Annotated in this window: 23 protein-coding genes; 14 read left to right on the top strand and 9 right to left on the bottom strand. The window is 69.0% G+C overall.

The genetic code is table 11. The annotated features are described in order from the left end of the window. Positions 1-447 precede the first annotated feature (447 nt). Positions 448-1,659, top strand: a complete 1,212-nt coding sequence (locus tag QK440_RS05505) for a DUF445 domain-containing protein (RefSeq protein WP_282791826.1) — start codon at positions 448-450, stop codon at positions 1,657-1,659. A 257-nt stretch (positions 1,660-1,916) separates the two neighbouring features. Here QK440_RS05505 and QK440_RS05500 read toward each other — a convergent pair whose 3' ends face one another. The 3 genes from QK440_RS05500 to QK440_RS05490 all read right to left on the bottom strand — a co-directional run bounded on the left by QK440_RS05500 (position 1,917) and on the right by QK440_RS05490 (position 3,408). Continuing rightward, positions 1,917-2,225 carry a hypothetical protein gene (locus tag QK440_RS05500; protein ID WP_282791814.1) on the bottom strand — a complete coding sequence of 103 codons (309 nt, stop codon included), beginning with the start codon at positions 2,223-2,225 and terminating at the stop codon, positions 1,917-1,919. 134 nt (positions 2,226-2,359) lie between these two features. Next, a complete protein-coding gene (locus tag QK440_RS05495) occupies positions 2,360-2,563 on the bottom strand; it encodes a DUF397 domain-containing protein (RefSeq protein WP_282791813.1) in 204 nt (67 codons plus the stop codon). Then, complete coding sequence (locus QK440_RS05490; RefSeq protein WP_282791812.1) at positions 2,563-3,408, bottom strand: helix-turn-helix transcriptional regulator; 846 nt, start codon at positions 3,406-3,408, stop codon at positions 2,563-2,565. The genes QK440_RS05495 and QK440_RS05490 overlap by 1 nt, the downstream gene beginning before the upstream one ends. Positions 3,409-3,626: 218 nt before the next feature. On the opposite strand from QK440_RS05490, the gene QK440_RS05485 reads away from it, so the two are divergent. Then, positions 3,627-4,256 carry an ATP-binding protein gene (locus QK440_RS05485; protein ID WP_282791811.1) on the top strand — a complete coding sequence of 210 codons (630 nt, stop codon included), beginning with the start codon at positions 3,627-3,629 and terminating at the stop codon, positions 4,254-4,256. Between the two features lie 30 nt (positions 4,257-4,286). On the opposite strand, the gene QK440_RS05480 is transcribed toward QK440_RS05485, so the two are convergent. Further along, positions 4,287-5,099, bottom strand: coding sequence for a hypothetical protein (locus tag QK440_RS05480; RefSeq protein ID WP_282791810.1), 813 nt, complete (start codon positions 5,097-5,099; stop codon positions 4,287-4,289). Positions 5,100-5,323: 224 nt separating this feature from the next. Here QK440_RS05480 and QK440_RS05475 point away from each other — a divergent pair, with 224 nt between their 5' ends. The 3 genes from QK440_RS05475 (at position 5,324) to QK440_RS05465 (ending at position 9,341) form a co-directional block, all read left to right on the top strand. Continuing rightward, positions 5,324-6,007, top strand: coding sequence for a hypothetical protein (locus QK440_RS05475; RefSeq protein WP_282791809.1), 684 nt, complete (start codon positions 5,324-5,326; stop codon positions 6,005-6,007). A gap of 92 nt (positions 6,008-6,099) precedes the next feature. After that, positions 6,100-7,515 carry a transcriptional regulator gene (locus QK440_RS05470; RefSeq protein ID WP_282791808.1) on the top strand — a complete coding sequence of 472 codons (1,416 nt, stop codon included), beginning with the start codon at positions 6,100-6,102 and terminating at the stop codon, positions 7,513-7,515. Then, complete coding sequence (locus tag QK440_RS05465; protein ID WP_282791807.1) at positions 7,512-9,341, top strand: DEAD/DEAH box helicase; 1,830 nt, start codon at positions 7,512-7,514, stop codon at positions 9,339-9,341. The genes QK440_RS05470 and QK440_RS05465 overlap by 4 nt, the downstream gene beginning before the upstream one ends. A 48-nt stretch (positions 9,342-9,389) precedes the next feature. On the opposite strand, the gene dcm (QK440_RS05460) is transcribed toward QK440_RS05465, so the two are convergent. Continuing rightward, the gene (gene dcm, locus QK440_RS05460; protein WP_282791806.1) at positions 9,390-10,382 is read right to left on the bottom strand and encodes a DNA (cytosine-5-)-methyltransferase; all 993 of its coding nucleotides are present in this window, start codon (positions 10,380-10,382) and stop codon (positions 9,390-9,392) included. A 203-nt stretch (positions 10,383-10,585) separates the two neighbouring features. Here dcm (QK440_RS05460) and QK440_RS05455 point away from each other — a divergent pair, with 203 nt between their 5' ends. Together QK440_RS05455 and dcm (QK440_RS05450) are read left to right on the top strand one after the other, a co-directional pair. Further along, positions 10,586-11,239 (top strand): HNH endonuclease, encoded by a 654-nt coding sequence (locus QK440_RS05455; protein ID WP_282791805.1) that lies wholly within the window; start codon positions 10,586-10,588, stop codon positions 11,237-11,239. A 95-nt stretch (positions 11,240-11,334) separates the two neighbouring features. Further along, the gene (gene dcm, locus QK440_RS05450) at positions 11,335-12,579 is read left to right on the top strand and encodes a DNA (cytosine-5-)-methyltransferase (protein WP_282791804.1); all 1,245 of its coding nucleotides are present in this window, start codon (positions 11,335-11,337) and stop codon (positions 12,577-12,579) included. Here the strand turns inward: dcm (QK440_RS05450) and QK440_RS05445 are convergent. The 3 genes from QK440_RS05445 to QK440_RS05435 form a co-directional block, all read right to left on the bottom strand. After that, positions 12,490-12,975 (bottom strand): very short patch repair endonuclease, encoded by a 486-nt coding sequence (locus QK440_RS05445; RefSeq protein ID WP_282791803.1) that lies wholly within the window; start codon positions 12,973-12,975, stop codon positions 12,490-12,492. The genes dcm (QK440_RS05450) and QK440_RS05445 overlap by 90 nt on opposite strands. A 15-nt stretch (positions 12,976-12,990) precedes the next feature. Then, the gene (locus QK440_RS05440; protein ID WP_282791802.1) at positions 12,991-13,905 is read right to left on the bottom strand and encodes a NaeI family type II restriction endonuclease; all 915 of its coding nucleotides are present in this window, start codon (positions 13,903-13,905) and stop codon (positions 12,991-12,993) included. A gap of 67 nt (positions 13,906-13,972) precedes the next feature. Then, the gene (locus QK440_RS05435; protein ID WP_282791801.1) at positions 13,973-15,019 is read right to left on the bottom strand and encodes an SEC-C domain-containing protein; all 1,047 of its coding nucleotides are present in this window, start codon (positions 15,017-15,019) and stop codon (positions 13,973-13,975) included. Between the two features lie 214 nt (positions 15,020-15,233). On the opposite strand from QK440_RS05435, the gene QK440_RS05430 reads away from it, so the two are divergent. Together QK440_RS05430 and QK440_RS05425 are read left to right on the top strand one after the other, a co-directional pair. After that, complete coding sequence (locus QK440_RS05430; RefSeq protein WP_282791825.1) at positions 15,234-15,449, top strand: DUF3311 domain-containing protein; 216 nt, start codon at positions 15,234-15,236, stop codon at positions 15,447-15,449. Further along, entirely contained in the window at positions 15,446-16,984 is a 1,539-nt protein-coding gene (locus tag QK440_RS05425; protein WP_282791800.1) for a sodium:solute symporter family protein, read from the top strand. Before QK440_RS05430 ends, QK440_RS05425 begins: the two co-directional genes overlap by 4 nt. On the opposite strand, the gene QK440_RS05420 is transcribed toward QK440_RS05425, so the two are convergent. Beyond that, positions 16,950-18,431 carry an MFS transporter gene (locus tag QK440_RS05420; RefSeq protein WP_282791799.1) on the bottom strand — a complete coding sequence of 494 codons (1,482 nt, stop codon included), beginning with the start codon at positions 18,429-18,431 and terminating at the stop codon, positions 16,950-16,952. The two genes, QK440_RS05425 and QK440_RS05420, sit on opposite strands and share 35 nt — an antisense overlap. A 152-nt stretch (positions 18,432-18,583) precedes the next feature. Between QK440_RS05420 and QK440_RS05415 the strand changes: the two genes are divergently transcribed. From QK440_RS05415 to QK440_RS05395, 5 genes are all read left to right on the top strand, one after another. Then, a complete protein-coding gene (locus QK440_RS05415; protein WP_282791798.1) occupies positions 18,584-19,114 on the top strand; it encodes a helix-turn-helix domain-containing protein in 531 nt (176 codons plus the stop codon). Positions 19,115-19,339: 225 nt separating this feature from the next. Continuing rightward, positions 19,340-19,612 (top strand): DUF6412 domain-containing protein, encoded by a 273-nt coding sequence (locus tag QK440_RS05410; RefSeq protein ID WP_282791824.1) that lies wholly within the window; start codon positions 19,340-19,342, stop codon positions 19,610-19,612. A 100-nt stretch (positions 19,613-19,712) separates the two neighbouring features. Beyond that, positions 19,713-20,474, top strand: a complete 762-nt coding sequence (locus QK440_RS05405; RefSeq protein WP_282791797.1) for a YidC/Oxa1 family membrane protein insertase — start codon at positions 19,713-19,715, stop codon at positions 20,472-20,474. Between the two features lie 226 nt (positions 20,475-20,700). Further along, entirely contained in the window at positions 20,701-21,558 is an 858-nt protein-coding gene (locus tag QK440_RS05400; protein WP_282791796.1) for a fumarylacetoacetate hydrolase family protein, read from the top strand. A gap of 224 nt (positions 21,559-21,782) precedes the next feature. Then, the gene (locus QK440_RS05395; RefSeq protein WP_349239265.1) at positions 21,783-23,441 is read left to right on the top strand and encodes a choice-of-anchor A family protein; all 1,659 of its coding nucleotides are present in this window, start codon (positions 21,783-21,785) and stop codon (positions 23,439-23,441) included. Positions 23,442-23,458: the final 17 nt, after the last annotated feature.

Raw genomic sequence — 23,458 nt, 5'->3', positions numbered from 1 at the left:
AGGGGACTCGACGCGACGGAGTGGACTCGCCGGGGATCGCCGGGACTCTCGGGACCCGCCGGGACTCTCCGGGACGGGATGGGGATCGATGGGCACGCGGCGGGGAGACGACAGGAAGCCCGGCAGGAGGCGCGACAGGAAACCCGGCAGGAGCCCGCCGGGGACCTCGGCAGGGACAATGCGTACGACGAACGACGCGAGACGGGGCGTTACGGGATGAAGCGTACGGAAGGTGCTGAACCGGTGGGACCGGCGGAACGGGAGGCGACGGCGTCCGGGCCGGATGGGCCGGCTGGGCCGACGGGGCCGGCGGGGCCGGCCGGACCGGCGGGGCCCGCGGGAGGGGGCCGGGAGGGCGGTGCGGCCGCCCCGGGTAGCTCGGACGCGGGGCTGCCCGGCTTCACGTACAGCGCCGCCGACGAGGAGAAGCGGCGCGGCGTGCGCCGGATGAAGCTGACGGCGACGGGGCTGCTGCTCTTCGTGGCCGTCGTGTACGTCCTCGCGAAGTGGGCGCAGCACGAGGGCGCTGGCGCATGGGCCGGGTACGTCGCGGCGGCCGCGGAGGCGGGCATGGTGGGCGCGCTCGCCGACTGGTTCGCGGTCACGGCGCTCTTCCGGCACCCGCTGGGCATCCCCATCCCGCACACGGCGATCATCCCCAAGAAGAAGGACCAGCTCGGCGTGTCCCTGGGGGACTTCGTCGGCGAGAACTTCCTCTCCGGTTCCGTCGTACGCCAGCGGTTGCGCGCCGTGGGCATCGGCAGCCGCCTGGGCGCCTGGCTGGCCGAGCCGGAGCACGCCGACCGCGTGACGGCCGAGCTGGCGACGGCGCTGCGCGGCGCCCTGACCGTGCTGCGCGACTCGGACGTCCAGGCGGTCGTCGGCGAGGCGATCACGCGCCGTGCGGACGCGCAGGAGATCGCGCCGGGCATGGGGAAGATGCTGGACAAGGTGGTCGCGGACGGCGGCCACAGGCGGTTCGTGGACCTGGTGTGCGTACGGGCCCACGACTGGCTGGTCGCGCACGCGGACCAGGTGATGGTCGCGGTGCAGGGGGGCGCGCCCGGCTGGACGCCGCGCTTCGTGGACAAGAAGGTCGGCGAGCGCGTCTACAAGGAGTTGCTGCGCTTCGTCACCGAGATGCGCGACATGCCCGAGCACCCGGCGCGCGGCGCCCTCGACCGGTTCCTCACCGACTTCGCCGCCGACCTGCAGTCCGACTCGGACACCCGGGCGCGGGTGGAGAACCTCAAGCGCGAGGTCCTGGCCCGGGGCGAGGTGCAGGACCTGATCGCGTCGGCCTGGTCGGCGGTCCGCCAGATGATCGTGGCCGCCGCCGAGGACGAACGCAGCGAACTGCGCCTGCGCGTACGCGCGGCCCTGCTGTCCCTGGGCTCCCGCATGGCGACCGACCCCCGCCTCCAGCAGAAGGTCGACGGCTGGGTGGAGGGCGCGGCGGTGTACGTCGTGACGACGTACCGCGACGAGATCACGTCCCTCATCACCGACACCGTCGCGGGCTGGGACGCCGAGCAGACGTCGAAGAAGATCGAGGCCCACATCGGCCGCGACCTCCAGTTCATCCGCATCAACGGCACGGTGGTGGGGTCGCTGGCGGGGCTGGTGATCTACGCGGTGTCGCGAGCGTTCACGGGCTGAGGCCCACCCTCCCCGGGCGCGGGCCCGCCCGGGCTGAGGCCCGCCGCCCCGGCGCGGGGCCGCACGGGGTGAGGCCCCCCGGACGCGGGTGGCCACGGGCTGAGGCCCACCCTCCCCGGGCGCAGGTCTAGCCCGGACCCCCTGCCCTGGGCGCGGTGCACACCGGGCCATCCCTCGGCGCGGTGGCTGCACCCCGGGTGTGATGCCCGCCACTGGCGCTACGCAGAGTCCAGCGCGGCCCGGCCTGCCGCCAGAGCTCAGCGCCGCCGGTCCGCCACGGCCCACGAGGCGAGGCCCACCACACTCGCGACCCCGAGCACGGCGGGCCACGCGCCCACCTTCTTCGCCAGCGGATGCGACCCCGCGAAGGCGGCGACATACGCCCCGCTCAGCGCGGCAGCAGCCTTGCCTCCGGCCCGCCGCTGCCACTCCTTGGCGGCCACACCCCCGGCCGCGGCCAGCACGACCCCACCGAGCGGCCGCTTCTTGGTGAACCGAGCGGTGGCATACCCACCGACGAGCCCACCTGCGGCGATCACTGCTGCGGGTACGCGTGCCTTCGCCATGCCTGCCTCACTTCCGGGCCGTTCTGTTCCTGGGCAACCGGCTGGGAGGGGCCGGTCCACAGCCTGAGGGTAACGGGCGGCCTTTCACGGTCTGCGCCCCCACCAGACGGTACGAACCGGACGCGCCCCGCAGGTCATCGTGCGCCCAGGAAGGCGAGGAAGCCCGTCCAGGTCCCGGTACGGACGGTTATCCGCAGCCCATCAGGGCGCTGCGAATCGCGTATGAGCACGGTGCTGTCACCGGCGACCGCCACCTCCACGCACTCGGTCGTGTTGCCACCGCTGTACGACGACCTGAACCAGGCGCCTTCGGAAACCGGGCGGGGGTGGGCGGACATCACAGCTCCTCGCGGACTCGTCGGATCACTGCGGAGGTGGCCTCCATGTCCAACGCTTGTGCGCGCAGGTAGTCGAACGCAAGCCTGTAGCGCCGCAGTTCCTCTTCCCTCTCCAGGAACAGCGCGCCGGTGTGGTAGTCGACGTACACGACGTCGAGGTGCGGCTCGGCGCCGCCGATGATGACGAAGCTTCCGAGAGCGGCGCAGTGGGCGCCCTTGGAGAAGGGCAGTATCTGCAGCGTGACATGAGGTGACTCATTGGCCTCAAGGAGCCGACCGAGCTGCTCCTTCATGATCCCGCGCGAGCCGACGACCCGGCGAATCACGGACTCGTCGAGCACGGCCCACAGGTGCGGCGGCTCCGCGCGGCTGAGGATCTCCTGCCGCTTCATGCGGATGTCCACGAGGCGTTCAATCTCCCCCGACGACAGCGGCACCTCGTTGGCCTGCTGCACAGCCGTGCTGTAGCCCCGGGTCTGCAGCAGCCCGGGCACGTAGACACACGCGAAGTGGTCCTCACGCGTCGCCTCGTCCTCCAGCGTGAGCAGCAGGTTCATGCTCTCCGGGATCGCATCCGAGACGGAACTCCACCACCCTTGCTGTCTGGCGTCCTTGGCGAGGTTGACCAACGCATTCCGCTCGGCGTCGCTCGCGTCGTACGCCCGGCAAAGCCCTTCCACGACGAGCCACTTCACGGGCCCCTCGCGCGTCTCGTACCGGCTGACGGTCGCCTTCGACACCCCGACGAGGAGGCCGGCTTCTTCAAGTGTCAGCCCCTTGCGGGCGCGCAGCTTGCGCAGGGTCGAGCCCAGCTGTCGTCGACGGGTCGTAGCCCTTGCTGGCACGGCGATCAACCTCCACGGCGGCGCGAGCGCCCTGCCCGCGGGCCGCGAACAGGCTATGTCCGGGCTGGACTTGGGCCGCTCCGATTCACTCTAAGGAGTCTCGTGAGAAGTTACACAGCGAGACTTCTCTGTGCCATTCTCGTGAGCGGAGAGCTACGCAACGTCGCCACGCGGGTGGCGGAGCGCAGCGCTGCCTGGCCAGGGAGGAATTCTTCGTCATGCCCTTCTTTGAGGAGCGAGCTGGGGGCCTGCGGTGTGTTCTGCCGTTCGAGGCAGCGCCGGCGGAGTTGAGCTTGCTGCGTGAGGCTGCCCGCCGCGCGCTGGAGCAGTGGGGAATGGGGGCCGTGGCCGAGGAGGCTGAGCTAGCGGTCACAGAACTGGCGACCAATGTCATCGAACATGTCGGTGAGGGTTCTCCCGCGACACTGGTCCTAGAGTCGACAGGTCATCGCCTGCGAGTGGAAGTGCACGATAAGAGCCCGGGGCGGCCCGTCCTGCGGACTGCTTGCACGGTGGCAGAGCGCGGGCGGGGGCTGCAGATGCTTGCCGCCATGAGTGAGGAGTGGGGTGCGGAACTCACGCCGGCTGGAAAGATGGTGTGGTGTGAGCTGGCGCTGGGATCAGCTCAGCATCGGTTGCGGGTACAGCGTGCTGTGATGATCATCAACGAGTACCGGCGCGTGGCGGGCTCGGCATCCGTCATGGTGCCGACAGCCGCGGTGCTGGAAGAGTCGGCAACGGACGCCATTACGGACCTGCTTCATTGGCTCGTAGCGCAGGGGGGAGACCCGGACGAGGCACTCGACCGGGCACTGATGCACTACGAGGCGGAGGCCGGTGCCGCATAGATCTCAGAACCGCGCCGGCACGGTCCTCGGCTATTCCTCTGTGCGGACAGCACTCAGTACTGCTCGCGCGTCCTGCACTTGCCCCTTGTCGAGGAGTGCGGCGGCGACATTGACGGACCTCTGCATGCTCGCGCTGGTCGCCGCGTTGAGCATGGCTTCAACACCTTGGACGGCTCCTGCTTTGCGGTAGGAAGCGAGCGCTTGGGGAAACTCCAGGGCGGGGACACTGCTGCCCATCGCCCAGGCGATGAAATGGGCCTCCCGAACCTTGCCCTCCGCGACGTAACGCGAAAAGTCGGCGACTTCGGCCGCATGAGGGTTGGAAGCGGTGCGCCGGTCCCCCTGCCGCGGGGGGACCGGCGCACCACCTGGCGCCGTTGAGCGCGTAGTCGTGTGGCGTGCCAGCAATCCCCGCCGCCTGTGTCGGCGCTTACGGAAACCGGAGAGAGCCGACCACCGCTGCCCCGCGGAGTCGCAGGATGTCCGGTCCGCTTCCGCCTCAAGGACTCTGGCGGACGGAGCGACACTCTCGATCGCGGCGGCCTCATGCAGACGCAGCAGTTGCTGAAGGGAGTACGGCAGTGTGACGCCCTGGCGCAGCGCTGCCTCCTCTGTGACCTTGTACAGCAACTCCACTCGGTGCTGGTTGGGCATACGCCGCCCGGTCCGGTAACAAGAGACGCTGGACTCCGGTAGGCCGGCTCTGTCGGCGATCCGGTACTGGGGTATGTCGACGGCCTCCAAGGTCCCGGCGAGGGCAGCGAAGAACTCGCGTCTGTGCGACGACTGACCGTCCTTGTCCGCCTCGTCCCCTGTGGTCGCGCTCTTCATCTGCGCCTTCACCGCCCGGTGTTGAGGGATGCGTGGACCCTTCATTCTGCTCCGTCTAGCGAGCAGCTGCCTGACGCCTCGGCTGCTTGCGGTGGAGCAAATATTTGCGCTGCCGCAATGGGCGGCCAGCGCTGGTTTCTGGGGAACTCCTCGGCCAGGGTTGAAGTTGCCCGTCCGGAGCCGCCCTTCACGCTGGCTCCGGGGGGCCTAGCGGACAAGCGCGGAACGAGGGTGGGATGAACATGCCGTCGTGGACGGATCCGAAGCTCGGCACTATGAAGCGTGCCGGCCTGTGGCTGGTCGAGGTCGTAGGGGAGGGGAACGTCTTCACCAAGGAGGACGTCAAGCAGGCGTTCCCGGGGGTCAGCCAGGCGGACCGCCGGGTCAGAGACCTGCGCGACCACGGCTGGCAGATCGACACCAATCGGGAAGACGCGTCCCTCGGGGCGAACGAGCAACGCTTCGTGAAACAGGGAGAGCCTGTCTGGGAGCCGGGCAAGGGCACCCGTCCCGGCACTTCGATCACCCAGACCCGACGGCGTGAAGTCCTCGCGCGTGACGGGCACTTCTGCAGGTCGTGCGGGATCGCACCGGGTGAGATCTACGACGGCACATACGAAGCCGCCCAGATTGATATCGCCCGCCGCGCTGTGCGCCAGCAGGACGGAAGCACGTCAACGGAGCTCGTGTCCGAATGCAACCGCTGTCGTGTGGGCGGGCGAGGCACGGTCGCGGACCTGGGCTCACTGCTGTCCCGCGCGGCGGGACTGAGTGGCCTGGATCGCACGATGCTCCTGGGGTGGATGGAACAAGGCCACCGCGATTTCAGCGCGGCGGAAACCTTCTGGGCCGACTACCGGGCATTGCCGGAAGAGTCCAGGGCGAAGGTCCGCGAGGCCCTCAAGCTGGTTGCGGAGTAGAACTGGCCAACACTTTTCGAGTGCGGCGCCCGTCCCCGAGGGCGTCGCTATGACGCACCCATAACGAGCATGACGCACCTGAGGAGACCCTGGTGGGCGAGGAGTACGGCCGGCCGCCGCTGGCAGACAAGAATCGAACCGTGGTCGAGCAGCGACTGGCAGAGGTCGAGAGGGGAGACGGCGTCCGGGAAACGCTGACGGTCGAGTGGCGCACTCAGCCGCTGCACGTCGAGGTCATTGACATGCCCGTGGAGTCTCTGTACTTCAACCCCGGGACGCACCGTATCCGGGCCCAGCGCAGCCTTGACCCGGACCAGGACCGTTCGCTGCAGCAGGCACCCTGGGCCAAAGACAGCCAGGAGTACCTGCGACAGCTCCTGCGGGGACTGCCAGCCGACCCCAGGAAGCGGGACCCCGACTTCGACGAATTGAAGGAGAGCTTGAGGACGGACCGGCAAAAGGAGCCGGGCCTCATCACTCGCGACGGCATCATTGTCAACGGGAACACCCGCTGTGTAGCCTTGAAAGAGCTCGGGGTTACCAACATGCGAGTGGGGGTTCTGCCGGCTTCATGCACTTGGAATGACATCAACGCGGTCGAGCTGGCACTTCAGCTACGTCCAGACCAGCGTAGGAATTATTCTTATATCAACAGGTTGCTGGCTATCGAGGAACAACACCTCCTGGGGCGTCCGGAAGCAGACATCGCCCGAGAATTCCGAATCCGTACGGAAACGTGCCGACAGGACCTGTGGATTCTCTCTTGCCTGAAGGAGCTGATTGAGCGTTCTCAGGACGGGAAGCAGCGACTCAGGCTTCTGGACTTCGAGAAGCAGCAGGAGAAGCTTCGCGAACTGTACCGGCGGTACGTTCGGGAATCAGAAGTGAACAAGGATGACGCTGAGACCCTCAAGGAATTGCGTCTCGCGGCTATTGCTCTGGATTTCTCTAAGACCGATGTGCGCTTGATTGAGCCAGACTTCAGGGAACGGTACCTGGATGTCCGTCTTCCAGAAGACTTGCAGCCACAAGAGGCCGAGCCAATCGCTGTTTCTATTCCTGGGCTGAACAGAAGCTTCAAGCCGTCGGCGCCTAAGGCTGCTCAGGCGAAGTCATTGACCGATATGATTCTGAAAGCGAAGGCGGTCGTAACCGCCGAAGATGAAAGCATGGGCGAGCGGGCTGCAAGCGCGACAACCATCTACTCGGCAGCACGACAGGCTTTCGAGGACGCTCTCGAGCCCGCTGGTAAAGACGCCAGAGTGCGCAAGCGGAAGCGTGCCGCTCCCGATCGTCTCACAGATGCCTGCCAGGACATTGAACAGTGCATCACCGACCTCACCCTGGCCAAGGCTTCTGGAAGCCTTGATGAGGAGGCCTTCGACGAGGCGGTCCTGGCCCTGCGTGAGTCCCTGACAAAGCTCGCCGTGGCGAGTCAGCGCAGCATCAAGGCACCCGGAGATGGAGTTGCCTGGCTTCGGGAAGCGGTCCGCAAGGAGGCGGTGTGACCGCGTCTGCGGAGCCGTCGCTGCGCATTGCCTTTGACGTGACGCGCACGCGAGCCATCCTGCGAGCGGCACAGGGGTTCGAAAGTGACTTCTCCAAGCTGGCTGCCCGCTTTCCCGCGGGTAGCCAGCGTACTTTTCTATCCGTCGAAGTGGATCTCGACGACTTCCTCACGGGGCTTGAGGCCCTGGCTGACTGGCCCGCTCCGGAGACGGTGTCCTGGGAGGCCGAGCTAGCAGACCTTGTCGGCACAGTCCTGGATGACGCGGACCAGGCCGAGCGGATGCTGCAGGACGCCACTACGGCGGCTTCCGTCATCCCGGATACCGTTCAAGAGTGGCTAGGACCGGAGTGGAGCGCTGATCTCACTCCCTTCCAGCGGCGGGACATCGCCAGGCTCTTGTCCCTGCGGCATGGCGCCAACTTCTCAGTGCCAGGGGCGGGGAAGACACGCGTCGGCCTCGCGGTGTTCGCGGCGTTGCGTCAGCGGGGCGAGGTGCGGCGACTGCTCGTCGTGAGCCCCAAGTCCGCGTATGAGTCCTGGACTTATGAGAGCACCGCTTGTTTCAACAAGCCGCTCACCGCCAAGGTCATGGGGAGCAGTCCTGAACCAGGGACAGATGTCCTGATCGTGAACTACGAGAGACTTGGTCGTTCCTTGGCCGCGCTTTCAGGGTGGCTCAGGTCGGCACCCTCAATGGTCATACTCGACGAGGCGCATCGGATGAAGCTGGGGGCGCGAGGAATCTACGGCAGTGCGTGTATGGCTCTCGGTCCGCTCGCCAAGCGGCGCCTGATCCTTACCGGCACCCCAGCGCCCAACGGTGCCCGCGACCTCGAAAATCTCTTGTCGTTCGTCTGGCCAGGGCATGGCCGCCGAGTCGTTACCCAAGCTGTAGCTGGGGGCGACCTCGGTCACGCGAGCCAAGTCCTGCGTCCGCTGTTCACGCGCACCACAAAAAGCGAGCTTGGTCTTCCTCCGTACGAACCCCGCATCCGCCACGTCCGTATGCCGAGTCTGCATCGGGAAATCTATGACGCACTTGTCGGACGTTACACGGCACGTGCGGAAGCGGGGCGGGACGATTTCGATGCTCTGGGCAAGGCCATGCTTCGTCTCCTCATGGCGGCTACGAGCCCGGCCTTGCTCGTGGAGGGTGAGAGTCGATACGCCCCTCTTGACTACCAAGTTCCTCCGTTGGACGTGCCCAGGACGGACTCGTTGTACGAGCTGTTGAAGAGGCTGCCGGACTATGAGCTTTCACCGAAATACAAGGAAGCGCTGACCATCGTCGGACAGAACGCAGCGATGGGCCGGAAGACCCTGGTGTGGACGACGTTCGTCCGCAGTCTCACCACCATGGAGCGCCTGTTCGCCGCCTACCAGCCGGCTGTCGTACATGGCGGCACGCCCGATCGCGAGGAACAGCTGAGGCGATTCAGGGAGGACCCGCGGTGCCACGTGCTGCTGTCCAATCCTGCGACGCTTGGCGAAGGTATCAGCCTTCACCACGTATGCCACGACGCTGTCTATGTGGATCGCGACTTCATGGCGGGCCGCTACCTGCAGAGCCTCGACCGCATTCACCGGCTGGGACTCGCCCCTGGCATGGAGACGCGCGTCACGGTTCTTGCATCGGAAGAGACCATTGACGACATCGTGGCCATGCGGCTGAAGGAGAAGCTTGAGTTCATGGGGAAAATTCTTGATGACCCGGCCGTACAGCAGCTCGCCGACCCACAGGAAGAGCCGCCGCTTGCCGCCGGAATGGACATGGCTGACGTTCGTGCTCTCCTCCATCACCTCGATACACGCGCTGGCCGATGAGCACACACCGGTAACGCGCTCGTGGATTGGGTGCGAACGGGCAGTGGGTCAAGAGCTGACGGGTGCCACCCATGCTGCCACCCTGCTGTCCGTTCGGTCGAAAGCCTCAGCGATCGCGGCGCCGACCGCGTAAGCGACTGGTGGCGGGAAGGCGTTGCCGACCTGCCGGTGAGCCGAGGTCTTACGCCCAGCGAACCGCCAGTTCGTGGGAAAGCCTTGCAGCAGAGCCAGCTGCGCCACAGTGAGCTTCACCGGCAGCGGGTCTCCGGGTGCTGGCGGCTGATCAGCGACGCTGGAGCCGTTCACGCCGAGCTGCGCCCAGGCCTGGCGCGCGCGTGAGGGGCCAAGATCAGGGCCCCCGTGCTTCTTCGAGCCGCCGCACAGTGTGGGCCCGATTAGGCGCGCTTGGGCGGCCCAGGCGTCGGCGAGCTCCCATCCGCGAGAAGCCATCGAGTCGCGGAGTACGTCCCCCACGAGAGCACAGTCTTCCGCTGCGCGGCCTTGGGAAGGCCACTGGAAGTTGGCGAAGTCCTCTGGCGCCATGGCCACGAGGACAGCACGTGGTCTGAGCTGGGGGACACCGAAGTCGCGTGCGTACAGCAGGCGCCATGCGGCTTCATAGCCCAGTAGTGACAGGCGTTGCAGCATCTCCGCTCGATACGCGGAGAACTTCGCCTGGAGCAGGCCCTTCACGTTCTCGAGAAGGACCGCTCTGGGCTTGAGGGTACGGACGTACGAGAGAGCCACCGGAAAGAGATCACGCTCGTCCTCCGCACCGAGCCGGTGACCAGCGATAGAGAACGGCGGACAAGGCACGCCGGCGGCAAGCAGCCAAGGCCGCGCTGAGGCCAGCGCCAAAACGCGCTCTGAGGACCTGATGTCCTCCTGTACGACGTTCCAGCCCGGGCGATTCGTCCGCAGGGTCCGGCACGCGTCGGAGTCGAGTTCGACCAGCATCTGATGCGTGAAGCCGGCCCGTTCTAAGCCGAGTGCCTGGCCGCCTGCCCCAGCGCAGAGTTCCAAGCACGTGCGGTAGTCCACGGCTGTAGATGGATGAAGCACGATGGCACCCTTCTTGACAGACTGCGTATGCGCGGACAGCTTGCCGCCACTTGCCGCGGCAAGTGGCGGCAAGCTACGGTCTCCCGCCAATGGGGTGCAGAGCGGAACGTTTGACCGATTGGTGGAATATGGACAGATCGGGACTAAGGTGGCAGAACGAGAGTCTGGGCACCCGGATTCGTGTGGCGCTGTGGCTGCGGGATGAGGTCGGCGAAGGGGGCACCTTTTCCAAGGCCCGGCTCCGGGAGGCGATTCGGGGCGCGGAGCAGGTCGATCGCCGTATGCGGGACCTCCGTCCCGCTGGCTGGGTGATCAAGACGTACAGGGACAAGCCGAGTCTGCAGCCGGACCAGTTGTATCTGGAGGCCATTGGGCTTCCGGTGTGGGAGCCGGAACACCGGGCGGCCGGGTTGCGGCAGATCAGCGCCAAGACCCGGCGGTTCGTCTATGAGCGCGATGGTCATATGTGCCGACGGTGCGGGCACGCGGCTGGCGAAGAGTACGTGGATGACCCGGGGGTGCGGGTCCGGCTGACTCTTGGTCATGTGAATCCACACAGGTCGGGCAGTTCTGCCGAGGCAGGTGACCTGATCACGGAATGCGCCCGCTGCAACGAGACTGTGAGGCACCTCACGGGGGTGCAGATGTCCAAGGGGCAGGTGTGGGACCGGGTAGCTGAGCTGCCCAAGCGAAACAAGCAGGACTTGCTTGACTGGATGCGGGCTGATCGGCGGCCTCTGGGTACGACGGAACAGGTATGGGCGCTGTACCGGCAGCTTCCTGCCGCGATCAGGGACGAGCTGCGGCGAGACTTGGAAGAGCTCATGGGGAGCTGATGTGGTCGGCGGGGCGACCAGCCATCTGCGTGTCCCTTGGGTGCCGAGAGATGCGACACTTGCGTGTCTGCAAACCGCTGCACCAGGAGGAGTCGATGGGTACCGCCCCCCGCAAGCTGACCTCGATCGAGATCTGCGCGGGCGCCGGCGGCCAGGCCGTCGGGCTCCACCAGGCCGGCTTCAGGCACCTGGCCCTGGTCGAGATCGACAAGCATGCCGCGGCGACGCTGAGAGAGAACATCGACTCCCGTGCTTCGTGGCGCTGGGAGAAGAAGCACTGCCTCGTCAGCGAAGTGGATGTCAAGAGTTTCCATCCGCTTAAGGAAGTGCCCAATCCTGATCTGGAGGGGAAAGCGGCGCGCCCGGACCAGGAGCCGATGCTCCGACCGGGTCAGCTTGACCTGCTTGCGGGTGGTGTGCCTTGTCCTCCGTTCTCCGCAGCAGGAAAACAGCTTGGTCGGGATGATGAACGCGATCTCTTCCCGCGCATGCTGGAACTAGTCGAAGAGCTCAAGCCGCGTGCGGTCATGATCGAAAATGTGCGTGGCCTCGTGGAGCCGACGCAGAAGTTCTATTACTACCGGAACCAGATCAAAAATGCCCTGCGCCGCTCAGGGTACGTGATCTGCGGTTGGCGAGTGCTCAATGCGCGGGACTTCGGTGTTCCTCAGTTGCGGCCGCGTGCGATTCTTGTAGCCATTCATAAGGATCATTACCGAGGGTTTTCGTGGCCTGCTCCTGTCTCTAAGATTCGCACAGTAGCAGAGGCGCTCGAGGACAGCATGAAGCGGCGACTGGGAGAAGGGACGGAGCGATACCAGAAATGGCTGGATCAAGCCAGCCTTGGTACTGTCGCCCCCACTCTGGTCGGCGGTTCGAAGAAGCATGGCGGTGCTGACTTGGGGCCCACTCGAGCCAAGAAGGCCTGGAAACTGCTCGGGATCGACGCCATGGGCGTGGCAAACGACGAAGAAGAAATGGTCGACGAGGATCGAGACCTGGGCAACCTGACGCGCGGGCCGAAGCTCACTGTCGAGCAAGCCTCGATTATCCAAGGCTTCCCTGACGAGAGGGACCCGGAAGGCCCCTGGAAGTTCGTTGGCGGCAAAACCGCGCGCTACCGCCAGGTCGGGAATGCGTTTCCGCCACCGGTTGCAGCCGCAGTCGGGTGCAGCCTGCGGGAGGCGCTGTCGCGGACTGGTCCCCTACTTGAGGATCCGTATCCGGAATATGAACCTGAGGAAGACCCGTCACTTGAGGCGCCCGGGTCTTTCCGCCAGGAGAGCTTCCCGTCGCTCGAGGACGATGCGGAAGACAGTGCTCGCGCACTCGTCGGGTGACTCGTGCTCCCAGAAGCGGAGAACCTCCCACCCTGCTTCCCTGAGACGCTGGTCAGTGTCCCGGTCGCGAGCCATGTTTCCCGCCACCTTGCCTGACCAGTAGCCTTTGTTAGTCCTTGGCGGCACATAGTGCTCGGGACAGCCATGCCAGTAGCAGCCGTCGACAAAGACGGCAACCTTCACCGGCCGGAAGACGATGTCCGCGGTCCGGCGCAAATCGGGCAGTGGCTTGGCCGCGACGCGGTACCGAAGCCCCCGCGCGTGCAGGAGTCGGCGGATCAGCCGCTCCGGCTTGGTGTCTCTGCTGCGGATGGCTTGCATGTTCCTCCGCCGGGCGGCAGAAGACGCCCACGAACCCTCGGGCGGGGTCCAGTCATCAGAGACGGACACTGACATCGCTCCTAGTGTCTCTTAGCTGGTCAAGTCGAGGGTCGTTGCTTCAGTGCCGTCATCGGAGGCTTCACGCAGAGCGATCCACTCGCCGGGCCGCAAAGTGATACCGCGAGCGGCTGCCTGATCTCGCGACTCAACCCAAGTGCCGCACAGGACGGTGAGCCCCTCCTGCGCGGCAAGGTCTCGTAGCTGCCGGGCGCGCCGCATCGGGTCCTGCTTTCCGGCTCCCACAGTGAGGAAGACGTTCCGCGGGATGATGTGTCCTTCTAGGAAATGGAACATCTTGAGCATACGCCGCACCTGGCCCGGCTTCTTTGCCAGCACCTGTGATACTTGCTCATCCGTCAAGAAGCGGAGCGGATTGACGGGCAGTTCCGTCCAGTCATAGAGCGGGATGCTCCAGTGATCGCGTGCGTGGACAGCCAGTCCACGCTTCTGGTCCTTGTTCCCCTTGCCTCGGTATAGCCAGGACCTGTGGGCGCGGACGAGCCACGACCTGTGCCGGTTCTTCTTAAGCTGTATCTGGGTGCAGATGCATATCTGGCAGTGAGCTTCCGTAGGGATAGCCCAGTTATCACCGACAGTTGCTTTGATGTCGACCGGAACGCCAGCGATGAGAGTGTCTAGCGGCTTCGATTTCGGCAGCTCGAAGATGCGTAGGATCTCGTACTCAAGCTTGGCCCCCACTGAAGCACGCTCGCCCGGGTGTACCTCTGGCGACATCAGGTCGAAGCGCCCCGTCCTGCCGCCATCTAGCACGTAGTCAATCGAGTTCCGGATGGCGTCCGTATAGGCCTCGGCGACCGGGCGCCCGCTCAACCAGGTTGCGACAGACTGCAGTTCATTGTCGTCAGCAGGCGCGAGCAGTTGGTGCTCCCCGGCATCGCTATTAGCGCATGTCTCACCGGGAGGCAGAAGTATGAGCCGTGGCATGCTGACTATTCGCTTTCTGATCTGCTGCTGTTGAAAGAAGTTTCGCGCTGATGGCGTCTGTAAATCGCTATCTGCCCCCGTGGCAAGCCCCGTAAATCCGCCCCGACCCGCACCAGCAAGCCTCATCCCCCCGCGGTGGCCATCCCACGGCCCGACCCCGGGCCGCCAAGGTCGTTGCGTACTGGGGGAGGAGTGTTGCGTCCGAGGGGGAGGTGCCCTCGGATGCGGCGAAGGCCTCGTAGGAGGGGACTGTGCCGGTGACGATGCCGAGGTTGGGGGTGCCTGAGGCGGAGAGTTCTCGGAGGGAGGACTCTATGGTGGCCAGGTGGGCCTCGTGGGAGGGGTACTCCGTCTCCAGGTCCGGGTACGCCGTGAGGAGTTCCGTGAGCTCCGGTGCCGGCCAGTGGAGGACCGCCACCGGGAAGGGGCGGGACAACGCCTCGCGGAAGGTGCCCAGTTCGGCCTGGAGGCGGGTGATCTCGGCGCGGATCTCCTCCGGGTTCTCGGAGCCCAGGGACCAGACGCGCTTGGGGTCGTGGAGTTCGTCCAGCGGCACCGGCGTGCGGCCCGACGCCGCCGCGCGGGCCCGGTGGACGCGGTCCGCCCGCTCGTCCCAGTTGTCGTGCGGCGCGCCGAGCAGGCGGCGTACGCGGTGGCGGCCGTAGAGCAGCGGGTGCGTCGCGTAGGGCGGGTCCAGGTCCGGGTCGGGGAGCAGGCGGTCCAGCGCCTCCGAGAAGGTCGCGTGGGCCTGGTCCAGCTCGTCGTGGGCCTCCAGGGCCTCCGCGACGATCACCCAGGGCGCGGCCTGTGACGGCCGCGAGCCCCGTACGCCCTCTATGATCGCCCGCGCTTCCGCCTCGTGTCCGTACTCCCACAGGTTCGCCGCCTTGAGCGCGCGGATCAGCGTGGGGTTCTCCGGCGGGTGCGGGGCCGACGGGGAGAGCAGCTTGTCGTAGAGCGTCGTCGCGCGGTCGCGGGCGTCGGCCAGCTCCAGGTGGGCCGCGGCCTGCAGCAGCAGGTGCTCCGCGTCCTCGGGGTAGAGGCCCGCGGTGCGCTCCAGGCGCTCCGCTTCGGCGATGTGGTCGACGTGGTCGGCAGGCGTGTCGGGGCGCATGGGTGACACCGTACTGCCGTTCGCGGGGTGGGGTGTATGGGCCGCGACCCCGGTGTGGTCCGGTGTCGCGCCGTCTCCCAGGTCCTTTCCACCCTTGTTCCACTCGCGTCCCCGTCCCCGTCCCCGTCCCTTCCCCTCCGCGTCCCGTTCCCGTTCGCGTCCCCTTCCCACCCCGCCCCCGCCCAGGCGCACCCCCGTAGGCTGCCTCCCCGTGATCATTCGCCGTCGGCCGCATCTGCTCTGGCTGCTCGTCCCCTTCGTGCTGTATCTGGGGGCGCTGCCGTTCGCCAACCGGGTCGAGCCCGTCGTGTTCGGGCTGCCCTTCCTGTTCGTGTGGCTGCTTGCCGCCACCCTCCTCACCCCCGTCGCCGTCTGGCTCACGTATCGCGGGGACCAAAGGAGCCGGAAGAGCCGGGAGGGGGAGGCGTGAACACTGTCGTTGCCACCTCCGTCTTCGGGGTGTTCATGGTCGGCACCGTCGTGCTCGGGCTGCTCGCCGTCAAGGGCCGCGGTGGGCAGGGCGGGCTCGCCGAGTGGTCGGTGGGCGGGCGGTCGCTGGGGCCCGTGTTCATCTGGGTGCTGATGGCGGGCGAGGGGTACACCAGCTTCAGCTATCTGGGCGCCGCGGGCTGGGGGTACAACTTCGGCGCGCCCGTCCTGTACGTCGTCGCGTACATGTCCTGCGGGTACGCCGTGGGGTACGTGGTCGGGCCCCTGCTCTGGGAGTACGCGCGGCGGCACGGCCTGGTGAGCATCAGCGACATGGTGGCCCACCGCTTCGGCCGGCCCTGGCTGGGGGCGGGGATCGCCGTGCTGGTGACCGTGTTCCTGCTGCCGTACATCCAGTTGCAGATCACGGGGATGGGCGTGGTCGTGTCGACCATCTCCTACGGGGCCATCAGCCTGAACTGGGCGTACTTCATCGGGTTCGCCGTCACCACCGGGTTCGTCGTGGTGAGCGGGCTGCGCGGCAGCGCCTGGGTCTCGGTGCTCAAGGACGTGCTGGTCATCGGCACGCTCGCGTTCCTCGCCGTGTACGTGCCGCTGCACTACTTCGACGGGTACGGGGACTTCCTGGACCGGGTGGTGAACGAGAAGCGGGACTGGCTCACGCTGCCGGGGCACGGCGGTTCGCCGTACGGTCAGGCGTGGTTCGCCACGACCTCCTTCCTCAACGCCCTCACCGTGGTGATCTTCCCGACCACCGTCGCCGGGTACCTCGGCGCGCGCAGCGCGGACGCCCTGCGCCGCAACGCCATCTGGCTGCCCGCGTACAACGTCCTGCTCTTCGTGCCGATGCTGCTCGGCCTCGCGGCGCTGTTCGTGGTGCCGGGGCTGACCGGGGCCGGGTCGAACCTGGCGCTGTTCGAGCTGGTGGTGGACTCGCTGCCCGCCTGGGCGGTGGGGGTCGTCGGGGTCGCCGCCGCGCTGTCGTCCATCGTGCCGATGGCGGTGTTCATGCTGGTCATCGGGACGATGTGGGGCAGCAGCGTGCTGTCGCTGCTGCCCCGGTGGCGCTCGCCCGCGCGGCAGAAGTCGGCCTCGCAGGGCGTCGTCGTGGCGGCGGGGACGCTCGCGCTCGTCCTGACGTACGCGACGCCCAACACCCTGGTGCGGCTCTCGCTCATCTCGTACGAGGGGATGGCCCAGCTCGTCCCGATGTTGCTGCTCGGGCTCGTGTGGCGGCGCCTGACGCTCGCCGGGGCCGTCAGCGGGCTCGTCGTGGGGGTCGCGGTCGTGTGCGGCCTGGTCTTCACCGACCGCGACCCGGTGTGGGGCGTGAACGCCGGGATCGTGGCGCTCGGCGCCAACCTGGTGGTCGCCCTGGTCGTGTCGGGCGTCGGCCCCGGTGACCGCGACCCCCGGCCGGACGGCGAGGTGCTCGCCCGTGATCCGGCCGGGGCGGAGGAGGAGGGAGAGGGCGCGGTCGTCAGCGGCGCCGGTCCCGCGGCAGCACGACGGTGAGCGCGGCGAGGACGCCGAGGCCCGCCGACACGGCGAGGGCCACGTCCGCGCCGTGCGCGAGGGCGGCGGGCGAGGAGCCCGAGGCGGTGGACACCGCGATCATCAGGGCCACGCCCGCGGCCGAGCCGATGTAGCGGGCGGTGTTGCCCGCGCCGGAGCCCATCGCGGCGCGCCCCGGCGGCACCGACTCGACGGCGAGCAGCGGCAGGGCGGCGTTCAGCAGGCCGCTGCCCGCGCCGGAGACCAGCAACCCCGGCAGCAGCCGCGGCCAGCTGTCCGCGGCCGCGCCCAGCATCGTCACGGCCGCGACGGCGTGCAGCAGGAACCCGGCGGCGAGCTGGTGCCGCGCGGTGACGCGGCCCGCGAGGCGCCGGGCCTGGAGCGCGACGAGGAAACCGGTCCCCGACCAGAGCACGAACAGCCAGGCCGTGTCCATCGCGGTCAGGCCCATGGTGTGCTGGAGCACCGTCGGCAGGTAGCTGAACAGGGCGATCACCGACAGGCCGGTGAACAGGCCGCCCGCCGTCGAGGCGAGGAACAGCGGGCGGCGCAGCAGGCCGAGGTCCAGCATCGGGGTGCGCGCCCGGCGTTCCACGTACGTGAACACGGCCAGGAGGGCGGCGGACAGGCCGAGCAGCACGCCCACCGGGGCCCGCAGCCAGCCGTCGCGGCCCAGGGTGAGCGCCGCGAGCAGCGCGACCAGGGCCAGGCCGAAGGTCACCGCGCCCGCGAGGTCGGGCCGTCCGGGGCGCGGCGCCCGGGACTCGGTCAGGGCGCGCGGGCCGAGCACGCCGACGCCGAGGGTGGCCAGGCCCATGACGGCGTACGGCAGGCGCCAGTCGGCGAGCGTGGCGAGGGCGCCGGAGACGACCGGCGAGAGCGCGATGCCCCCGCTGACGCACGCGCCCCAGACGCCGGTGGCCCGGATCCGCCCGGGCCCGGCCGGGTAGGCCTGGGCGAGCAGGCCGAGGCTGGCCGCGAGGACGGCGGCGCTCGCGGCGCCCTGGACCACGCGGGCCAGCGTGAACATCCAGGTGGAGGTGGCGAGCGCGCCGAGCGCCGTGGTGACGCCGAGCGCGTACGTCCCGTACAGGAAGACGCGGCGGCGCCCGTAGTCGTCGGCGAGGCTGCCGGCGACGAGGAGCAGCGCGGCGAGCCCGAGCGGGGTGCCGTTGAGGAGCCAGGCCTGCGCGGACAGCGAGGTGCCGAGCGCGGCCGCGGTGTCGGAGAGCGTGACCATCGGGGCCGTGTACGTCATCAGGGCCATGAAGGTCGCGGCGCTGGTCAGGGCGAGGGTGCGGGCCGGGGCACCCGCGGCGGCCCCGGCGGGCGCCGGGGCCGTGGCGGGCGCGGCGGGCGTGGCGGGCGCGGCGGGCGCGGCGGGCGTGGCCGCCGTGGAGGTGACCGGTGTGGAGGTGACGGTCGTGGAGGTGACTGGGCGTGGCATGGGTGAGTGCCCCTTCGGAAGGCGCGCGGTGAGGCGCACGCGCCGACGAGTCCTGTCAGGTTCGTTGATCGAACTTGCGATGTGCGGTGACCGTAGCAGGCATAAGTTCAATGAATGAACCAGTCATGGGTAAAAGTGGTTACAGTGGGGCCATGGCTCTCGGCAAGGACTACGCGACGCAGGAGTGCTCCATCGCCCGCGCGCTCGAAGTGGTCGGGGAGCGCTGGACGCTGCTCGTCGTGCGGGACGCGCTCTACGGCGTCCGGCGCTACAACGACTTCCTCGTCCACCTCGGCATCCCGCGCGCGGTCCTCGCCGCCCGGCTCCAGACGCTGACCGACGCGGGCGTCCTGGAGAAGCGGCCCTGCGCGGACGCGCCCCGCCGCCACGAGTACGTGGTCACCGCGCGCGGCCGCGCCCTGTGGCCCGCCCTGCGCGCCCTCGGCGCCTGGGGCCGCGACACCTTCGGCGACACCGCGCCGCTGCGCCTGTTCCGGCACGTCACGTGCGGGACGGAGCTGGGGGTGGCGGGGGAGTGCCCGGCCTGCGGGCTCCTCGTGCCCGTGGAGGACGTCGAGATGCTGCCCGGCCCCGGGCTCGATCCGGAACCGAGCGATCCGGTCAGCCGGGCGCTCCTGGCCCCCCGACGCCTGCTTCAGCCGCTCGTGCCCGATCCTGTATAAACAGCAGAAGTGCCCGCGGGAGCACACCGGTGTTCGAGTGATCGGTGTTCGAGTGATCGGTGCTTGAGTAGTCGATGCTCGAGTGGTCGGTGCTCGAGTGGTGGGACCCGGCGGAAACCGGACGGGACCCGGCGGGGCCGGGAGAGCGGACGAGAGAGCGGAGAGGGGGCGGCCTTGGTCACGGAGCTGGTCAAGCGCTGGGGCACGGCCCTGCGGCCCGCCCTGATGCTGTTCGTCCTCCTCGTCGAGACCGTCCTCGTCGACACCGGCAGCCTCACCGCCGCCGTCGCGTTCGCCGCGACCGCCGCCGCGGGCTCCGCCCTCGCGCTGTGCTCCCTGCTCGCCGCGCGCTCCGCGCCCGCCGTGCCCCGCACCCGCGTCCGCACCGCCATCCGCGACCGCGAGCGGCGCACCGCCTTCCTGCCGCAGCGCGACCCCGACGCCCGGGGCCGCACGCGTCCGCGAGCACCCGGCCGTCCCCTCCTGACGGCCGCGTAGGGACCCCGGCTCCGCCCCTTTCCCCGGACCCCCGCGCGGGTCGTCCTGCCGATCAGCACGTCTTCCCCCGGCACGACGAGACCCCCCGGAGGGCTCACCCATGTCTTTCTTCGCCGACCTGGTCGCGGACCTCGCCGACCTGTTCGCCCCGCTCTTCCACGGCTCCGCGATGGCCGCCGCCATCGTCGCCGTCACGGCCTGCGTACGCCTGCTCGTCCACCCGCTCTCGCGGGCCGCCGCGCGCGGTCAGAAGGCGCGTGCCCGGCTCGCCCCGCAGATCGCCGACCTGCGCAAGAAGCACGCCAAGAACCCGGAGAAGCTCCAGAAGGCGGTCCTCGACCTGCACCGCGCGGAGAAGGTCTCACCGCTCGCCGGATGCCTGCCCAGCCTGCTGCAGGCGCCCGTCTTCTTCCTGCTCTACCACCTGTTCTCCAGCTCCCGCATCGGCGGCGAGACCAACGAGCTGCTCGGCCACGAGCTGTTCGCCGCCCCGCTCGGCGGGCGCTGGGCCGACGCGCTCGGCGACGGCGGCGTTTTCGGCCCGGCCGGGCTCGTCTACCTGGTGCTCTTCGTGCTCGTCGCCGCCGTGGCCACCTTCAACTACCGGCGTACGAAGCAGCAGCTCGCGGGCACGGGCCTGCCGGCGGGCGGGGAGCAGGCGCCCGGGGCGGAGGCGGTCGCCGCGATGACCAAGTTCATGCCCTTCCTGTCCTTCGTGACGCTGGCCACCGTGGCGTTCGTGCCGCTCGCCGCCGCCCTGTACGTCGTCACCTCCACGACCTGGAGCGCCGTGGAGCGGGCGGTGCTGTACCGGGACATGCCGCACGGGGCGGCGGGGACCGCGGTCGGCGGCGCGGCCTGAAGGCGGTGGGGCCGCGTGGCCCGAGGCCGGTGCGGGCTGCCGGGGGCGCCGGTGCCGTGGGTGCCAGGGCTGCCAGGGCTGCCAGGGCTGCCGGGGTGCCGGAGGTGCCGGTCCAGTACATGAACGGGGTCTTGCGGGGCGGACGGCGAGCTTGGAGGATCAGCCGAACCTCCGGTGGTGCCGCACCTCCATCGGCCGGGCCGGGCTCGACCAAGGGAGACACACCATGAAGCTGCTGCGAGTCGGTACGGCGGGCGCCGAGCGTCCCGCGCTGCTCGACGCCGCGGGCGCCCTGCGCGACCTGTCCGGTGTCGTGGCCGACATCGACGGCGCGCTGCTCGCCGACGACGCCGCGCTCGCCCGCGTCCGCGCCGCCGCCGACGCCGGGGACCTGCCCGTGCTCGCCGCGGACGGGCTGCGCATCGGGCCGCCGGTGGCGCGGATCGGCAAGGTCGTGTGCATCGGCCTGAACTACCACGACCACGCCGCCGAGACCGGGGCCGAGCCGCCCGCCGAGCCCGTCGTCTTCCTGAAGGCGGCGGACACGGTGGTGGGGCCGAACGACACGGTGCTCGTACCGCGCGGCTCGGCCAAGACCGACTGGGAGGTCGAGCTCGCGGTCGTCATCGGGCGGACCGCGCGCTACCTGGACTCGGCCGAGCAGGCCCTCCGGCACGTCGCGGGCTACGCGGTGGCGCACGACGTGTCCGAGCGCGAGTTCCAGATCGAGCGCGGCGGGACCTGGGACAAGGGCAAGAACTGCGAGACGTTCAACCCGCTCGGCCCCTGGCTGGTGACGGCGGACGAGGTGCCGGACCCGCAGGCCCTGTCCCTGCGGCTGTGGGTCAACGGCGAGCTGAAACAGGACGGCACGACGGCCCGGCAGATCTTCCCGGTGGCGGAAGTGGTGCGGTACGTGAGCCGGTTCATGACGCTGTACCCGGGCGACGTGATCAACACCGGTACGCCCGCCGGGGTCGCCCTCGGCCGACCGGAGCCCAAGCCCTACCTGCGGGCCGGGGACGTGGTGGAGCTGGAGGTCGAGGGGCTCGGGCGGCAGCGGCAGGAGCTGAAGCAGGCCTGAGGCCCCCTCCGGCGGGGGCCGGAACCGGTCTGACGCCGCCGCCCGGCGGGGGCCGGAACCGGACGTGACGCCGCCCGGCGGGAGCGGGTCGCGGGGGTTCCGTTCCGGCCCGCCGCCGATCGGCCCAATGGGGGCCGTGCCGAGCGTGTCTCCCCGCAGCCGTGTCCGCATTACGCATATTTCCGTATATGCGAAGAAAAAGCTCAGCGTATCTAGCGGCTGTCGTGGCCGTCGCGGTCGCGGCAGTCGTCGGCGGGCCGGCCGGGCAGGGTGTCGCCGACCCGCTGCCCGGCGGCCTCGGCCCGTGCAAGGGCTCCGCCTGCCCGGACCGGTACCCGGCAGTCAACAACGGCCCGGTCACCGGCCGCGACGAGAACATCAACATCTTCGTCGGCGAGGACATGCGCGTCCGCGAGGCGGCGGCCGAGGCCGAGGGCAAGGTCGTCGTGCTCGGCGACTTCGACATGAACAAGCGGCCCGGCGCCTCGCGGGTCTACAACGTGGGCGTCGCCGGGGTCGGCTCGCGCGTGCCGCCGCCCAACGGCTCCGACTTCCTCACCGCGGGCGACGACGTGACCGTCGCCCCCGGCCAGCGGCTGCTCGCCGAGGAGGGCTCGGTCAGCGGCGTCGTCACGTACGGGGACGACCTCAGCGGCACGGTCATCCCGCGAGCCGTCCGCGATCCGGGCGCCGCCGACCCGTACGCGGCGCTGCCGGGGCGGCTGACCGCGGCCAGCCGCTGTTACGCGTACGACGGGGAGGGGCGCCGGGAGGCCAACGGCACGGTCACCTACAGCAGCGCCGCGACCGTCTTCCACGGCGACGGCACCTCCGCGCTCCAGGTCTTCGAGGTCGACCGCGACCTGGCCAGTTCGGGCGGTGGTACGCAGGGCATCAGCTTCACCGACATCCCGGCCGGGGCCACCGTCCTGGTCAACCTCTACGGCGACGCGCGCCAGATCAACACGTGGGTGGACGGATTCCCCGGCGGGCTGCGCGAGCGGCTCCTGTGGAACTTCCCCGACGCCTCCGACGTGCAGTTCAACGGCTCCGCGCAGTTCGCGGGGAGCGTCCTCGTGGGCTCGGCGGGCAGCACCGCCACCGTGCGGATGCCGGGCATGAACGGGCGCTTCTTCACCGTGGGCTCGCTGACCCACACCTCGGCGGCCGGGGGCGGTCAGGAGTTCCACAACTACCCTTTCACCGGGGACCTGCCGTCGTGCGCGACGCCTTCGCCTTCGCCTTCACCGTCTCCGGATGAGAGCGATGACCCGACGCCTTCGCCATCGCCGTCTCCGGATGACAGTGACGATCCGACGCCTGCCCCGTCTCCGGACGAGAGCGACGATCCGACGCCGTCGCCGTCTCCGGACGACAGCGATGACCCGACGCCGTCTCCGTCTCCGTCTCCGGATGACAGTGACGATCCGACGCCCGCCCCGTCTCCGGATGACAGCGACGACCCGACGCCGTCTCCGTCCCCGGATGACAGCGATGACCCAACGCCTGCCCCGTCTCCGGACGACAGTGACGACCCGTCACCCTCCCCGGACGACAGTGACGATCCGTGGCCGTTCCCGGACGACAGCGACGACCCGTGGCCCTCGCCCGACGACAGCGATGACCCCTGGCCCTCACCCGACGACAGTGACGACCCCTGGCCGTCGCCGTCGGACAGCGACGGACCGAAGCCCACTCCGTCGCACACGCCCACGCATCCGCACCCGCACCCGCGGCCGACGAAGGACCCCGACGAGATGGCGCGTACCGGTACCTCGTCCGGGGAGCTCGCGCTCGTCGGCGGGATCGGGGCGGCGCTGGTCGCGGCGGGTGTCACGGTCCTGGTGACCGTACGCCGCCGCAGGTCCGGCGGGTACGAGTGAGGCGGGCGGCGCACCGT

It is taken from the genome of Streptomyces sp. CC224B (assembly GCF_030010595.1).
GTDB classification, from domain to species: domain Bacteria; phylum Actinomycetota; class Actinomycetes; order Streptomycetales; family Streptomycetaceae; genus Streptomyces; species Streptomyces longispororuber.
Note: the sequence above shows the minus strand (reverse complement) of the source record. Positions and strands in the feature narration are given on the sequence as shown.

Excerpts from the sequence above, each read along its gene's own strand:
- QK440_RS05505 (WP_282791826.1), top strand. The coding sequence starts at position 448 with ATGAAGCTGACGGCGACGGGGCTGCTGCTCTTCGTGGCCGTCGTGTAC.
- QK440_RS05500 (WP_282791814.1), bottom strand. The coding sequence starts at position 2,225 with ATGGCGAAGGCACGCGTACCCGCAGCAGTGATCGCCGCAGGTGGGCTC.
- QK440_RS05495 (WP_282791813.1), bottom strand. The coding sequence starts at position 2,563 with ATGTCCGCCCACCCCCGCCCGGTTTCCGAAGGCGCCTGGTTCAGGTCG.
- QK440_RS05485 (WP_282791811.1), top strand. The coding sequence starts at position 3,627 with ATGCCCTTCTTTGAGGAGCGAGCTGGGGGCCTGCGGTGTGTTCTGCCG.
- QK440_RS05475 (WP_282791809.1), top strand. The coding sequence starts at position 5,324 with ATGAACATGCCGTCGTGGACGGATCCGAAGCTCGGCACTATGAAGCGT.
- dcm (WP_282791804.1), top strand. The coding sequence starts at position 11,335 with ATGGGTACCGCCCCCCGCAAGCTGACCTCGATCGAGATCTGCGCGGGC.
- QK440_RS05445 (WP_282791803.1), bottom strand. The coding sequence starts at position 12,975 with ATGTCAGTGTCCGTCTCTGATGACTGGACCCCGCCCGAGGGTTCGTGG.
- QK440_RS05440 (WP_282791802.1), bottom strand. The coding sequence starts at position 13,905 with ATGCCACGGCTCATACTTCTGCCTCCCGGTGAGACATGCGCTAATAGC.
- QK440_RS05435 (WP_282791801.1), bottom strand. The coding sequence starts at position 15,019 with ATGCGCCCCGACACGCCTGCCGACCACGTCGACCACATCGCCGAAGCG.
- QK440_RS05420 (WP_282791799.1), bottom strand. The coding sequence starts at position 18,431 with ATGCCACGCCCAGTCACCTCCACGACCGTCACCTCCACACCGGTCACC.
- QK440_RS05415 (WP_282791798.1), top strand. The coding sequence starts at position 18,584 with ATGGCTCTCGGCAAGGACTACGCGACGCAGGAGTGCTCCATCGCCCGC.
- QK440_RS05410 (WP_282791824.1), top strand. The coding sequence starts at position 19,340 with ATGCTGTTCGTCCTCCTCGTCGAGACCGTCCTCGTCGACACCGGCAGC.
- QK440_RS05405 (WP_282791797.1), top strand. The coding sequence starts at position 19,713 with ATGTCTTTCTTCGCCGACCTGGTCGCGGACCTCGCCGACCTGTTCGCC.
- QK440_RS05400 (WP_282791796.1), top strand. The coding sequence starts at position 20,701 with ATGAAGCTGCTGCGAGTCGGTACGGCGGGCGCCGAGCGTCCCGCGCTG.